The organism is Litoribrevibacter albus (assembly GCF_030159995.1).
Classification (GTDB): Bacteria; Pseudomonadota; Gammaproteobacteria; order Pseudomonadales; family Litoribrevibacteraceae; genus Litoribrevibacter; species Litoribrevibacter albus.
In genome coordinates this window covers 427,494-441,523 of the sequence record NZ_BSNM01000011.1, presented here as the reverse complement: position 1 = coordinate 441,523, position 14,030 = coordinate 427,494, and the positions used below count along the sequence as shown (strand labels likewise).

The 14,030-nt window shown below is 44.6% G+C and carries 17 protein-coding genes; 4 read left to right on the top strand and 13 right to left on the bottom strand.

Features of this window, described 5'->3' with window-relative positions:
• Window position 1 precedes the first annotated feature (1 nt).
• The 13 genes from yjgA to QQL66_RS09000 all read right to left on the bottom strand — a co-directional run bounded on the left by yjgA (window position 2) and on the right by QQL66_RS09000 (window position 10,585).
• Entirely contained in the window at window positions 2–520 is a 519-nt protein-coding gene (yjgA, locus tag QQL66_RS09060; protein ID WP_284380871.1) for a ribosome biogenesis factor YjgA, read from the bottom strand.
• 36 nt (window positions 521–556) lie between these two features.
• Window positions 557–1,930 carry a magnesium transporter gene (gene mgtE / locus QQL66_RS09055; protein WP_284380870.1) on the bottom strand — a complete coding sequence of 458 codons (1,374 nt, stop codon included), beginning with the start codon at window positions 1,928–1,930 and terminating at the stop codon, window positions 557–559.
• A 110-nt stretch (window positions 1,931–2,040) separates the two neighbouring features.
• The gene (locus QQL66_RS09050; RefSeq protein ID WP_284380868.1) at window positions 2,041–2,310 is read right to left on the bottom strand and encodes an HPr family phosphocarrier protein; all 270 of its coding nucleotides are present in this window, start codon (window positions 2,308–2,310) and stop codon (window positions 2,041–2,043) included.
• Window positions 2,311–2,424: 114 nt separating this feature from the next.
• On the bottom strand, window positions 2,425–3,273 hold the full coding sequence (gene rapZ, locus QQL66_RS09045; RefSeq protein WP_284380866.1) for an RNase adapter RapZ: 849 nt from the start codon (window positions 3,271–3,273) through the stop codon (window positions 2,425–2,427).
• A 52-nt stretch (window positions 3,274–3,325) separates the two neighbouring features.
• Entirely contained in the window at window positions 3,326–3,772 is a 447-nt protein-coding gene (gene ptsN / locus QQL66_RS09040; protein ID WP_284380864.1) for a PTS IIA-like nitrogen regulatory protein PtsN, read from the bottom strand.
• Between the two features lie 66 nt (window positions 3,773–3,838).
• A complete protein-coding gene (hpf, locus tag QQL66_RS09035; RefSeq protein WP_284380863.1) occupies window positions 3,839–4,126 on the bottom strand; it encodes a ribosome hibernation-promoting factor, HPF/YfiA family in 288 nt (95 codons plus the stop codon).
• 157 nt (window positions 4,127–4,283) lie between these two features.
• Window positions 4,284–5,873 carry an RNA polymerase factor sigma-54 gene (locus tag QQL66_RS09030; protein WP_284380862.1) on the bottom strand — a complete coding sequence of 530 codons (1,590 nt, stop codon included), beginning with the start codon at window positions 5,871–5,873 and terminating at the stop codon, window positions 4,284–4,286.
• A 172-nt stretch (window positions 5,874–6,045) separates the two neighbouring features.
• The gene (lptB, locus tag QQL66_RS09025) at window positions 6,046–6,771 is read right to left on the bottom strand and encodes an LPS export ABC transporter ATP-binding protein (protein WP_284380861.1); all 726 of its coding nucleotides are present in this window, start codon (window positions 6,769–6,771) and stop codon (window positions 6,046–6,048) included.
• A 74-nt stretch (window positions 6,772–6,845) separates the two neighbouring features.
• A complete protein-coding gene (gene lptA, locus QQL66_RS09020) occupies window positions 6,846–7,397 on the bottom strand; it encodes a lipopolysaccharide transport periplasmic protein LptA (protein ID WP_284380859.1) in 552 nt (183 codons plus the stop codon).
• Entirely contained in the window at window positions 7,381–7,956 is a 576-nt protein-coding gene (gene lptC / locus QQL66_RS09015; RefSeq protein WP_284380858.1) for an LPS export ABC transporter periplasmic protein LptC, read from the bottom strand. The genes lptA and lptC overlap by 17 nt, the downstream gene beginning before the upstream one ends.
• Window positions 7,957–7,991: 35 nt before the next feature.
• Complete coding sequence (gene kdsC, locus QQL66_RS09010) at window positions 7,992–8,516, bottom strand: 3-deoxy-manno-octulosonate-8-phosphatase KdsC (protein WP_284380856.1); 525 nt, start codon at window positions 8,514–8,516, stop codon at window positions 7,992–7,994.
• A 9-nt stretch (window positions 8,517–8,525) separates the two neighbouring features.
• On the bottom strand, window positions 8,526–9,497 hold the full coding sequence (locus tag QQL66_RS09005) for a KpsF/GutQ family sugar-phosphate isomerase (RefSeq protein ID WP_284380854.1): 972 nt from the start codon (window positions 9,495–9,497) through the stop codon (window positions 8,526–8,528).
• 59 nt (window positions 9,498–9,556) lie between these two features.
• Window positions 9,557–10,585 carry a calcium/sodium antiporter gene (locus tag QQL66_RS09000; RefSeq protein WP_284380852.1) on the bottom strand — a complete coding sequence of 343 codons (1,029 nt, stop codon included), beginning with the start codon at window positions 10,583–10,585 and terminating at the stop codon, window positions 9,557–9,559.
• Window positions 10,586–10,861: 276 nt separating this feature from the next.
• Between QQL66_RS09000 and QQL66_RS08995 the strand changes: the two genes are divergently transcribed.
• The 4 genes from QQL66_RS08995 (at window position 10,862) to hisG (ending at window position 13,965) form a co-directional block, all read left to right on the top strand.
• Window positions 10,862–11,596, top strand: coding sequence for an MlaC/ttg2D family ABC transporter substrate-binding protein (locus QQL66_RS08995; protein ID WP_284380851.1), 735 nt, complete (start codon window positions 10,862–10,864; stop codon window positions 11,594–11,596).
• A 127-nt stretch (window positions 11,597–11,723) separates the two neighbouring features.
• A complete protein-coding gene (locus QQL66_RS08990; protein WP_284380850.1) occupies window positions 11,724–11,951 on the top strand; it encodes a BolA family protein in 228 nt (75 codons plus the stop codon).
• 83 nt (window positions 11,952–12,034) lie between these two features.
• On the top strand, window positions 12,035–13,297 hold the full coding sequence (murA, locus tag QQL66_RS08985) for a UDP-N-acetylglucosamine 1-carboxyvinyltransferase (RefSeq protein ID WP_284380849.1): 1,263 nt from the start codon (window positions 12,035–12,037) through the stop codon (window positions 13,295–13,297).
• A 17-nt stretch (window positions 13,298–13,314) separates the two neighbouring features.
• Window positions 13,315–13,965 (top strand): ATP phosphoribosyltransferase, encoded by a 651-nt coding sequence (hisG, locus tag QQL66_RS08980; protein WP_284380848.1) that lies wholly within the window; start codon window positions 13,315–13,317, stop codon window positions 13,963–13,965.
• Window positions 13,966–14,030 lie beyond the last annotated feature (65 nt).

The window sequence follows — 14,030 nt, the reverse complement described above, 5'->3', positions numbered from 1 at the left end:
CTTAGAAAGGAATCGCGTCTTTCAGCCATTGAAAGAGTTTTTTGGCATGACCACGGTTCTTCTGTTCTTTTTGATCTTTGCGGGCATTCCTGACTAATTGTCGTAATTGCTGGACGTCCGCTTCATATTCATCAAAAAATTGGGTGATGGCGTCGTCGCTTTCGATTAAGCGATCGCGCCACCGCTCAACTTGATGTAGATGTCTGATTTGCTGGTCACTGCCGGCTTTGGTTTTTTCAAGTGCTTCCTGAATGGCGTCAGCATCCACATCACGCATTAATTTACCAATGTATTGCATGTGTCTGCGCTTGGCCTCTCTCTGCTTTAAGCGTTTGTGCTCCTGAATCGCCTCCATCAAATCGGGCGTGAGATTCATTTCATCCAGAAGGGATTGCTTTTGGTCGACCAATTCTTTTCCGAGATCCTGAAGAAATGATGCTTCGCGTTTGAGTTGGCTTTTGCTGATGATTTCAATCTCATCTTCAAAGTCATCGTTGAGCTCGGGTCTTTTGCGTGCCATGAGAATACCTTAACGATTGAGAGCTTTTTTGCCTGATCAGGCAAAGCTATAAAATGCCGTTGCCAGACCTAAAAATACAAAGTAGCCAACGACATCGGTAATGGTTGTTAGAAGTACACTGCCTGCCAAGGCAGGATCTATGTTGATAGATTTTAACAAAGAGGGAAGCATACTGCCTGAGAAAACCGCAACGACCAGATTAATGATCAATGCGGTTCCGATAATGATGCCAATTTTAGGGTCGGAGAACCACAGTGCAGCGGCAACAGCAACTGCTAAGCCCCAGAGAAGGCCATTGAGTAAACCTACCAAGACTTCACGGCTGAGTAGCCATCTCAGGTTGTTCTGCCGAATGTGTCCGGTGGCGATGCCTCGGATCACCAGGGTTAAGGTTTGGCTTCCGGCAATGCCACCCATGCTTGCAACAATCGGCATTAGAATAGCTAGGGCAACAACTTTATCGAGAGTTTGCTCAAAAATGCCAATAACGGCAGACGCAATAAAGGCCGTTAATAAATTTATGCCCAGCCAAATCGCCCTACGTCGACTGGTTTTGAGTACGGGGGCAAAGATGTCGTCATCTTCGTCCAGACCGGCCATACTCATCAGGGAGTGATCGGCGTCTTCCCGGATAACATCGACCACGTCATCAATGGTGATACGGCCTAAGAGTCGACCTTCTTTGTCGACAACGGGCGCAGAAACCAAGTCTTCACGTTCGAAGAGTTGGGCAACATGATCGTCTGGCGTGTCGGCGGTGATTCTGGGAAAGTCGGTTTCCATGATTTCACGGACTGTAATCGACGGGTCTGTTACCAATAATTTTGAAATAGGTAGTAAGCCAATAAGCTCATCTTTCCGGTTAACTACGACCAGGGTATCTGTAGTGGCCGGAATGCTCTCATGTCGGCGCAAATAACGTAATACCACGTCCAAGGTAATGTCTGGACGAATGGTTACGGTATCTGTGTTCATTAGACCGCCAGCGGTATCTTCCGGGAAGGAAAGAATCGCTTCAATGCGCTGACGGTTCTGGTCATCCATTGCGTTCAGTACGTCCTGCGTGACCCGCTCAGGAAGTATCTGGAGAATATCTACAACATCATCAATGTCGATGTCTTCATCACTGGTCACATCGGCTACTTCTTCCGCGCTCATGTCGCGAAGAACGTCTGCGATCAGATCGTCACCAAGGAAAGGAAGAATGGTGCTTTGCTTTTTCTTCTCCAGCAATTCCCATAAAACTTTACGGGTATGAGGAGGTGATGACTCTAGAAGGTGACCAAGTTCTGCACTGGATAACGTATGGTTGAGCATTCTGCTCACTTGTGACAAAGCCCCGGACTCCAAAGCCCGGTTAAGTGCTCTCATGCGAGATGAGCTGCTTGTACTGCCCATAGCACCTGCCATTATCGTTCCCAGATGGTTTGAATAAAAAGTTAATCAGTGTGTTAAGTAAACTAGATGATAAGTAGCGTTAATTATACACGCTTACAGCATGTTGATTTTATTAAATCGTGCTATTCGGGTTCATCAAAACGGTCTGCAATGAGTTGCTCGATGGCTTTGAGCGCGTTTTCTTCGTCTTTTCCGTCGGCGGTAATGCTAAGTTCGGTACCACACGAAGCCGCTAACATCATGACGGCCATGATGCTCTTTCCGTTCGCGGATTGTTGGTCTTTTTTGATGGTGATATCAGAAGAAAAACTGGTTGCAGTGTTAACCAATTTCGCCGCAGCACGTGCATGAAGTCCTAGTTTGTTGATCAGGGTTACTTCTATTTGCTGCATCGAAACGTTCATCCTTATGTTGTAATTACGCAGAATTCTAACACCAAATGATGATAATCTATTTGACCTAGATGTTGGAAATTTTTTTTGGTTTTTATTTGTACGATCAAGAAGTTAGAGTTGGGTGTGTTTTAGGTGAACCTCAGAATAGATATCTGAGAAATGTTTGGTGAGTTGTTCTGCAATGTATACCGAGCGGTGACAGCCGCCTGTACAACCGATAGATACCGTAATGTAAGCGCGCCCGGACTTTTGATATTGTGGTGTCCAGCGCTCAATAAACTGGGTAATGTCGTTTAGCATCTGATGAGTGCTGTCTTGTTTGTCGAGGAATTCGGCAATTTCTTTGTCTTTACCGGTGAAGTTTCTCAACGTAGGTTCCCAGTAAGGATTGGGTAAGCAACGTACGTCAAAGAGTAAGTCACTGTCCGTTGGAACGCCATATTTAAATCCAAACGACTGAATCAGTAGCGATACTTCATTTTGTTTATGTGTGGCAACGCGGGTTCGCATTAAACTGCGTAGGTCGTGTACCGATAGGGTAGATGTATCTACGACTAAATCAGCGTTATTTAATAAAGGCGCTAATACGGTTCGTTCCAGTTTGATTGCATCTCTTAAAGAGCATTGTTCAGAACTTAACGGGTGCTTTCGGCGTGAGGCGTTGTAGCGCTTGACGATGGTGTCTTCGTCGCTGTCTAAAAAGATGATCTGATACTGGATGTTCTTTTGCTTTAGCGTTTTGAGCGTATTTGTCAGTTGGTCAGGAGAGCCATCGAAGTTTCGTATGTCGACGCTGATCGCTGTTTTTTCAAAGTCTGGAGAAACGGAAATCGTATCAAGTAAGTGAAGAAGAAGAGGTTCAGGTAAGTTATCGACACAATAAAAACCGCAGTCCTCAAGCGCATGAAGCGCGGAACTCTTACCGGAGCCGGAACGACCACTTACAAATACTAATTTCATGGGTTCTCCTTAGTGCTCCGATGTATGAGGCATTTATTAGTATAGTCAGATATCAACTGGTGATTACTTGAAACAGTTCTTCGTTTGAACTTGTGGCTCTCAGTTTGTCCCGAAACTCCGGGTGACTGAATTTCCCTGCAATGGTCGCCAGAATATCCAGGTGATCATCGTTTGCCTCTTGTGGGACAACAAGAGCAAAAATGATATCTACTTTTTGTTTGTCTAAAGAGTCGAAATCGATAGGGCTTTCAAGAACGAGAAGTACACCGGTTGGCTTTTCACAGGAAGGAAGTCTGCAATGGGGGATTCCAATGCCGTCTCCGAGTCCGGTACTGCCCAGTCGTTCTCTTTCAATTAAGGCATCAAAGATCTCATGCGCTGAAGGACCGGGGATGTGCTCTGAAAGAATACTGGATAGTTCTTCGATTGTGCGTTTCTTGCTCTGACAGGAAGCGCACCGTAAGGTGCGCTCTTTGGATAGTATGCTTGATAAATCCATTAATGTTGCTCGTCAATAATTCTTTTAACGAAGCTACATGTTTAAACGTTTCGATGTTTACTTAGGTTAGCGAGACTGAGATTTCTCTTTGTGTTTAATCAACTGACGATCTAGTTTATCTGTTAGTGCGTCAATCGCTGCATAAAGATCGTCGTGCTCAGCGTTAGCAAACACTTCACCACCGGTTACATGTAACTTGGCTTCTGCCAATTGTCTTTGTTTTTCAATACTCAGTGTAACTTGAACATTTGTTATCTGGTCATAGTGTCGCTCAAGTCGGTCTAATTTGGAAGTGACATAATCGCGAATGTTGGTAGTAATATCTAGGTGGTGGCCACTGATGTTCACTTGCATATAGGACTCCTTAAATTTGTATGCTGTGGTCCAAAAGATTCCAGCTACGTTTGTAATTGCTGGAGGAGGTCTGCGCCTCCTTCATCTTTAATATAGTCCTAGCATGGATCGAATACAATGACCTGTATCAATTCGCTTCTCTCGAACAAAACTATTTTTAAACCAATCGTTTACGTTCATTCGATGGTGGGATGTTCATTGCCTCCCGATACTTGGCAATGGTTCTTCTTGCAACTTTAATCCCTTGCTCACCCAGCAATGTGGCGATTTTGTTATCGCTGAGCGGTTTTTTAGGGTTTTCGGCAGCAACAAGTTTCTTAATAATTGCACGGATAGCGGTCGAGGAACATTCACCGCCCGATGACGTACTTACATGACTTGAGAAGAAGTATTTAAGCTCAAAAATACCTCGAGGCGTATGTATGTATTTTTGCGTAGTCACACGGGAAATGGTGGATTCATGCATTTCGACAGCTTCGGCAATATCATGCAGAACCAAAGGCTTCATTGCTTCATCACCATAGTCCAGGAACCCTCGTTGGTGCTCCATGATTTTGGTTGCAACCTTAAGAAGAGTTTCGTTACGGCTTTGGAGGCTTTTTAAAAACCACTTTGCTTCTTGCATGTGATCTTTAAGGAAGGTGTTGTCTGCACTGGAATCAGCTCGTCGAATAAGAGACGCATAACTTGGGTTGATGCGAATTTTAGGCGTGATTTCTGGGTTGAGATCAACTCGCCAACGTCCATTTACTTTTTGAACAATCACATCCGGGACAACGTAATCCGGCGTCTGTTGATTGATTTGTTCACCAGGACGAGGGTGAAGAGTTTGAATCAAACTGATAATTTCTTTAAGCACATCTTCTTTGATGCGGCCTTTTCGCATGATTCCGGCAAAATCTTTATTGCCTAACAATTCCAGATAGCGAAGGACAACAATTTTTGCTTCTGACAAGTAAGGAGTGTCAGCAGGCATTTGATTAAGTTGCACTTGTAAGCATTCTTGTAGGCTTCGTGCGCCTGTGCCTACCGGGTCAAAGCGTTGAATTAGGTGAAGAACGGCTTCAACTTCTTCAGTATCAATACGGTTTTCATCGTCTTCAGCAAAGTTTAATTCTTTGTTGGCGCTTTCACAGATGTCTTCAATCGGGGTGTGAAGATAACCATCGTCGTCGATGCCGTCGATGATATTTTCAGCGATGATTTTATCGGCGTCGGTCATTGGCGTTAGGTTTAACTGCCAATTAAGGTGATCCTGTAGCGTTTCTGTTACAGAATTCCGGGATTCAAAATCAAAGTCGTCATCGTCTGACGGCGCCGATGCCTGCGTTGGCGTGTGTTGATAAATATCATCCCAGCCGGTGTCGATGGTGAGGTCTTCTGGAATGTCATTATTCCATTCACTGTCGGTTTCCGAGGCTTCGTGAGCTGACGTTTTAAATTCGTCCTGGCTGTACTCTTCATGACTGGAACCGTCAAGATCACTGGAAAAGTCATGTGATTCTGAATTGGAGGAATTGTCCGACGGATCATTATCCAATGGCTTTTCGGCCATCTGGTCTTCAATGGAAGGTGCAGAGGCTTGTTCAAACTCTTCTTCCACTTCCAGCATTGGGTTGTTTTCCAATGCGTGTTGAATTTCCTGTTGTAAGTCTAAAGTAGAAAGTTGTAACAGTCTGATTGCCTGTTGCAACTGGGGCGTCATAGTTAGGGATTGCCCCATTTTGAGCTGAAGCGATGTCTTCATAAATTACAACGTATCCTTATGCTTTCACTCAGCGTGCGCGGTTGGTACTTATTGATGATCTACCGAAAACCGCACAAGCAATTTTTTTGCCACTAGCAACCAAGTATAAACCAAAATAATCCCGAAAGTGTTGATTTGTGTATCTGGTTGTCTGGCTAAATTAGGCCGTTAATTAAATATTAAAATTCTCGCCTAAGTAAATGTCTTTCACTTTCTGGTTGTTCAGGACGTCTTCGCTTTGCCCTTCTGCAATGATGTGTCCTTCCCCAACGATATAAGCCTTATCACAAATCCCTAAGGTTTCTCGTACGTTGTGGTCGGTGATGAGTACGCCAATACCAAGTCCCTTGAGATGGTTGATGATTCCTTGAATGTCGTTGACGGAAATTGGATCAACACCCGCAAAGGGTTCGTCGAGAAGGATGAATTTGGGATCAGTGGCCAGAGCGCGAGCTATTTCCGCGCGCCTGCGTTCACCACCGGATAAGCTCATGCCTAATGAATCTCGGATGTGGGTGATGTGGAATTCCTGAAGAAGGTATTCCAGTTTTTCTTTTTTCTCGTTTTCGGACAGGTCGGTTCGAAGTTCGAGGATACCGTAGATATTCTCAGAGACGGTCAGCTTTCGGAAGATCGAGGCTTCCTGAGGAAGGTAGCCTAAGCCAACTTTTGCTCGCCCATGCATCGGAAAGTGGGTGATGTCTTTGCCATCAATAGTTACTTTGCCCTGATCCGCCTGAACCAAACCGACAATCATATAAAAACAGGTGGTTTTACCCGCGCCATTGGGTCCGAGTAAGCCAACAACTTCACCACTTTTTACCGACAGTGAAACATCTTTAATGATCTTGCGTTTGTTGTAGCTTTTAGCAAGATGACTGGCTTCGAGACAACTCATAGTTTACTTATCCTGATTTTTCGGAACTGTCCTGATTAAATGGAACGAGCCAAGTTTGTTCTGCTCCATTGGCCCTATTGTTGTGGCTTAGGATCAGTAGAAGGTGAAGCGGATTTGTCGCTTTTCTTTTCTGGCGGATGGAAAATGAAACGAACCCGACTGTCCGAACTGTTTTCGCTCTTGGTTGCATTCAGCTCCCCTGTTTTAAGCGAATAGGTGATCTTTTCGCTGGAGAGTTTGTCTTCACCTTTAAATACTTTTCCGTTGCCGGTAACTTCCGCTAATTGGTCGGCAATCTTAAGGTCTAAAGTGTTACCCTCGATGTGGGTTGGCGGTTCGTTGGGCTGTAGAATTTGTTGGTATTTGGCAGGCGAACCAAAGGCTTCCATGCGAACCACTTCATTATTTGCAGTGTGAAGAATGACTCTATCCGCTCGAAGCTGTGCTGTACCTTGAATAATGACAACATTGCCTAGGTATTCTGATATGCCTGTTTCATTGTTCAGTTTTGCTTGGTCTGCTTCTAACTGAATCGGCTGAGTCTTGTCTTCCGGAAGCGCATAAAGTGGTGCGCTTATCAGTAGTAATAGAAAACTTGCAATAGATAATTTACTTTTGAACGTCATGCGTCCCTCGTACATTTGCTTTCAATAGGGTTTCATTGGTATTGAGATTTGTCTGAAACCCTTTGCTTTCAATATAACTGTTGCCTGAATGAATGACCGTAAGAACATCGTTTTCTGCAATATTCTGCTTAGTATCAATCGATAGTTCTGATGTGCGTAGCCTAACGGTTTGGTCGGCCGTATTTCTATCAATTTTCACCTGATCTTTAAGAACGATGATATCGGAATCCAGGTTTGCCTGGCCTTGTTCTGCTTCGGCCGTCCATTCGGTACCTTGTTGATTGTTAAATAATCTAGGCTGTTGAAAAACGGCTGTTCGTTCGTCTTTGTAGTGATCGATCTTCGAGGCGGTAAGACGGTACTGTTGTTGTCCGTTTTCGTCGTAGTGTTTAGAGGACGAGTTAATTAAGGTTAGATCGGGTGCGTCAGTAATATTGGTTCGGGAGGTCTGAATGGAAGCATTCTCTTCCTGAAGGTTGAGCCAAAACAGCAAAGCAATGGCCGCAAGGATAAATGGCCCAATTTTGAAAATTTGTATTAGCTTCTCTTTTGTAATCATGCTGTTTGGCTCTTGGCGCTCTGAAGACCTAGTGACTATTGCAAATAGGCTTCGTGAGCAGCAGTGAGCGTATCCTGAGCTTTCATGATCAGTTCGCAGAGTTCACGGACAGCACCTTTACCTCCTGCACGCGTTGTACAGTGGTGTGCATGTTCTTTGACGAGATCGGCACCGTTCGGAACGGTAACGCCCAGACCTACTTTGCGAATAACAGGGAGGTCAGGTAAATCGTCGCCAATGTGTGCAATCTGATCGAGAGTCAAACCAAGATCGTTGGCAATGTCTTGAATGGCGTTGATTTTGTCTTCTCTCCCTTGGTAGAGAATATCAATGCCAAGGTTTTTGGCCCGGTTCTCTACCATGGCTGAGGTCCGGCCTGTAATAATCGCGATTTTAACACCGCTGTTTTGGAGCATTTTGATGCCTTGGCCATCCAGAATGTTAAAGGCTTTGATTTCCTGGCCTTCAGAGGTGAACAATAATGCACCGTCGGTCATGACTCCATCTACGTCGCACGAGAGTAGCTTAATTTTTTTTGCTCGCTCAAATACATCTGTCATGACCCGCTCCTACATAATCCCTGCTTTTAATAAATCGTGCATGTTCAGTGCACCCACCACTTGGTCATTTTCATCGGTAACAAAGAGACCGTTGATAGATTTAGTTTCCATGATGTTAAGTGCTTCAGCCGCCAGAATACCTGACTGGCAACGCACGCCAGGAGAAGTCATTACTTCTTCAATTGATGTGCTATGGAAGTCGGTTTCGTTGTCCAAAACACGTCGCAAATCACCGTCGGTAAATACTCCGACCAAGCCTTTCTTAGGATCGATAATGGCTGTCATACCAAGCTTTTTACGGGTGACTTCCAACAGGGCATCTTTGATCAATGTGTCTGGTGTGACCGTTGGGATGTCATCACCCTTATGCATTAGGTCATCTACTTTCAGAAGAAGACGGCGTCCTAAGGCTCCTCCTGGATGAGAGAAAGCAAAGTCTTCAGGGGTAAAACCTTTCGCTTCTAGCAGAGCAACGGCCAGTGCATCGCCCATCGCTAATGTTGCGGTGGTGCTGGCAGTTGGTGCAAGCCCAAGAGGGCAAGCTTCTTCTTTTACTGATATATCCAGGTTTACCACAGCGGCTTTTGCCATTGCAGAGGCCGGGTTGCCGGTGATGCTGATCATTGGCGTTTGCATGCGTTTGATCAGTGGCAGAATGGTAACGACTTCACTGGTGTTACCTGAGTTGGAGATAGCGATCACTACATCATTAGGTGTGATCATGCCTAAATCACCGTGACTTGCTTCCCCGGGATGAACAAAGAAAGACGGTGTGCCTGTGCTGGCTAAGGTTGCAGCCATCTTCTTACCAATATGACCTGATTTGCCCATACCGGTTACGACAACGCGACCAGTGCAATTAATTAATAATTCACACGCGGTAATGAAATCATTTCCAAGACGGTCTTTTAATGCAGTTACAGCATCAGCCTCAATGGATAAGGTTCTTTGTGCAGAAGAAATATAATCAAAATCAGTCATGAGGTGTCCCAACATCAACACGAATAGTCAAAAACGATTGTTTACTATGAATAATTAAATTAGTTGGCAGTGCTGCTTAAATAAAGCTGAACCATGTAGGTGGTGTACGCCCCTAAAAACAGCAAGCCATGGAATTTAGTTAGTTTACCACTTTCTTGCGTGCTTGAACCTTTTGACGCACTGACTGGTGTTCGCGATTTCAGGAACATAAAAAATGCCAGTGCTACGGTGAGTGCCAACATGACGAAGTAGTCACGTGTGAAGCCCAAAGGTTCTACCGATGTGGTTATGATTAACCCAGGCACTGATAGCACGGTCATAAGGTTAAATAGGTTTGATCCGATGACATTGCCAATGGCTAAATCATGATGGCCTTTTAGAGCGCTGGCGACGGACGCTGCAAGTTCTGGCAAGCTGGTACCAATGGCCACAATGGTTAAACCAATGACTAATTCGCTGACGCCCAGTTCTCTAGCTACACCTGAAGCGCCCCAGACTAACATGTGAGCACTACCAACTAGTACAACCAAGCTAACTACGAGTAACACCCATGCTTTTCCTGTAGTCATTTCTGGCAGATCAGCCACTTCTTCTTCAAGCTCATCTTCGGCCACGTCATGCTCGCTACCCTCATGAGAGGAAATGGAGAACTTGTGGAAAATGAATAGGGTTAAGGGAAGAAGAGAAAGCAGCACAATACCGTCGATTACCGTCAGTTCGAGGTCTGCCATCAGAAAACCTGTGATCCCTGTAACGAGTAATAAAAGCGGGACTTCACGTTTAATTAACCCAGAACGGATTGGAAGCGCACACACTAGTGCTGTTATGCCAAGAACTAAACCAATGTTGGCGATGTTAGAACCAACTGCGTTACCTACTGCAATACCTGGTGAATTATTGATGGCTGAGTTAATGGCGACCATGATTTCTGGTGCAGACGTCCCGAAGCTGACAACCGTCAGGCCAATCATCAAAGTGGACATGCCCAACAGTTTTGCAACAGAGGCCGCAGAATTTACAAATTGATCTGAACTCCAGACCAATGCAATGAGTCCTAGAATAATAGCAAGTATATGAGGTAGGAGCATGATTCCCGGTGTTCCTGAGTTAAATCAGTAAGTAGTGTTTGAATCTGTAATCGGCGCTGATTGTATAGATTTACAGATGATTAAGCGAACTTTTAGGCGTTGAGAGTGGCTAATAGTTCCGTTTCGGATTCAGGTTGTTAGAGTTGTTCATAGATACCTTTATCGGTGGTACAATAGTGCGCTTTTTTGAGGTAAGGATGACTCAGATGGCAATCGAGGGGAATCAAATGGTTGATTGTCCTGGATGCGCTTTGAAAAATGCATGGAGAAAAAGTAATGCGGTTTTTAAATATGGTTAAGTTTGTTCATTTATTGTTGTTGGGCGTATTGGCTGTTGTTTCGGTAGAGTTGAGTGCTCAGACTGCTGAGGCATCTGTGTCTGAGACAGAAGTTGATAATGGTGTGGTCGATATCAATAAGTTCTCGGGGCCTGAACAAGCGGTCTGGAATACAACCCAGATGTTATTGAATATTATTGATGAAGAGCGTGCAGGGTTTACTGAGAATCCAAACAAATTCTACGATCGAGTAGCCGAAGCATTGGAGCCAGCTGTTGGCTTTAGACGTATTGCCGCTATGGTCATGGGATCTTTTTATAAACAAGCGACCAAAGCGCAGAAAATTAAATTTTCTCAGTTATTCCAGAGAAGCTTGGTGGAAACCTACTCAGGTGGTTTGATTGAGTACGATGGCTATAAGATTGATGTTTTACCTGGTGAGCCAGTATCGGAAGGTCAGCGCACAGCCGTGGTGGATGTTGTAATTACGACATCAAGTGGTACTCAGGTTCCGATTAAATACAGTATGTATCAGACCAAAAATGGTGCCTGGAAAGTTCAAAATGTTACCGTGGCCGGGATTAATGTGGGGCTGTTATACCGACAGCAATTTGCCCGTAAAGTCGCGGAAGCAGGCGGGGATATAAATGTGGTTGTCGATCAATGGTCATCCAAGCTGGATGTAGAAGTTGAAGATGGTCAACTTAAAACAGATGACAGCCCGTTAAAATAATGGATTGTTAAATTAGTAGAGAGTTATTTCTTAGGAAATCTACTCTTGAACAGCTAGTTATGAATAACCCGGTAACTTAATGTGCCGGGTTTTTGCAGTTAAAATATTCGATAAAATTGAGGTTAAGATGGACGTAGAAGACGTTAAAGCATTGCTTGCTGCAGAATTTCCAGATGCTGAAGTGGATGCGTCGACGGACGGTTATCATTACCAAGTGACGGTCATTACAGAGGCCTTTGAAGGTCTTAATGCCGTAAAACGTCAACAAGCAGTATATAAAGCATTAAATGCTCAGATTCAGGATGGAACTATTCACGCTGTTCAGATCAAAGCGTTAACGCCATCAGAAGCATAAGCCTGATACCGTCATTGTTGTAGCTTTTCAGTGTGGTGTTACTGAAAAGCTCGTTAGAGAAAATATAATCGGTGAAAAAATAAATGGATAAATTAGTCATTCGCGGTGGAAAGCCATTGTCTGGTGAAATTCGCGCGTCCGGTGCAAAAAACTCTGCACTTCCTATTATTTCAGCTGCGTTGCTTTCCAGTGAGAATGTCATAATTCGGAATCTTCCTCATCTCCAAGACATTACAACCATGCTTAATTTGCTGGGTACCATGGGCATCGAGCCTGTAGTAAATGAGGATTTAAGTATTGAGCTGGACAGTAACTTAATTAAATCTGTGGTTGCTCCTTACGAGTTAGTAAAAACCATGCGAGCTTCTATTTTGGTGCTTGGACCATTAGTTGCGAAGAATGGGTATGCGGAAGTGTCTCTACCAGGTGGTTGTGCCATTGGTAGTCGTCCGGTGGATCTTCATATCCGTGGTCTGGAAGCGATGGGTGCCGAAGTCGTTGTTGAAGACGGTTATATCAAAGCGAAAACCGATGGGCGTTTAAAAGGCGCTAACGTTTTCTTTGATACCGTAACTGTGACCGGAACCGAGAATATTCTGATGGCGGCTACGTTGGCGGACGGTGTGACCACCATTGAAAATGCGGCTCGCGAACCTGAAGTTGTGGATCTGGCTGAATGCTTGATTGCTATGGGTGCCCAAATTGAAGGGCACGGTACCGATGTCATCAAAGTGACCGGTGTCGAAAAACTGCATGGATGTGATTACTCAGTGGTTCCTGATCGTATTGAAACCGGAACCTACCTGGTAGCGGCGGCTGCAACCGGTGGTAAAGTGAAAATTAAGGACACTCGTCCTGATATTCTTGATGCTGTGCTTATCAAGCTGGAAGAAGCCGGTGCGAAAATTGAGAAAGGTGATGACTGGATTTCATTGGATATGGAAGGGCGTCGTCCTAAAGCGGTGTCTTTAAAAACAGCACCTTACCCTGCGTTTCCTACTGACATGCAAGCACAATTTGTAGCCATGAACGCGGTTGCTGAAGGTACAGGCACAGTAGTTGAGACGATTTTTGAAAATCGTTTCATGCATGTTCAGGAAATGACCCGCATGGGTGCCGACATCACTGTTGAAGGTAATACTGCTGTGATTAAAGGCTTGCCAGGTTTGCACTCTGCACCCGTGATGGCGACGGATTTACGCGCCTCGGCAAGTTTGGTTATTGCCGGGTTGGTTGCGGAAGGTGAAACCGTTATTGATCGTATTTACCACATTGACCGTGGTTATGAATGTATTGAAGAGAAGTTGCAACTATTAGGCGCAAATATTACTCGTTTACCAGAATAAGGTTGGATTGATCGATCATGGATCAGACATTAACAATTGCTCTTTCTAAAGGGCGTATCTTGAAAGATACATTGCCTTTACTAAAGGCTGCTGGTATTGAGCCGGCAGAAGATATCTTCAAAAGCCGTAAACTGATTTTTGAAACAAACATTCCTGGTGTGAATCTTGTCATTATCCGCGCAACGGATGTGCCTGCTTATGTGGAGCTGGGTGCTGCTGATTTAGGTGTGTCAGGTAAAGATGTTCTAATGGAGCATGGTGGTGAAGGCATGTATGAATTGCTGGATCTGGACATTGCCCGCTGTAAATTAATGACGGCTGGTAAAGACCCTGTTGAACCAGAAGGGCGTCTACGTGTGGCGACCAAGTTTGTAAATGTCACCAAGCGCTATTACGCAGAACAAGGGCGTCAGGTTGATATCATCAAATTGTACGGTGCTATGGAACTTGCTCCTATTATGGGTTTGGCAGATCGTATTGTAGATATTGTCGATACCGGAAATACCTTGCGAGCTAATGGACTTCAACCATTGGAAGAAATCGCGTATGTGAGTAGCCGTTTGGTTGCAGGTACGTCTGCGTACAAAAATAAGCATCACATGATTCAACCCATCATTGAAAAGCTAAACAAAGCAGTGGAAGCTGCGAAAGAAACCGAAGTGGCTTAATTGAAGTCACGTTAAGTAAGTTTTAACTTCTAGTGTTGTATTAAGTCTCTAATGAGACGTATTGA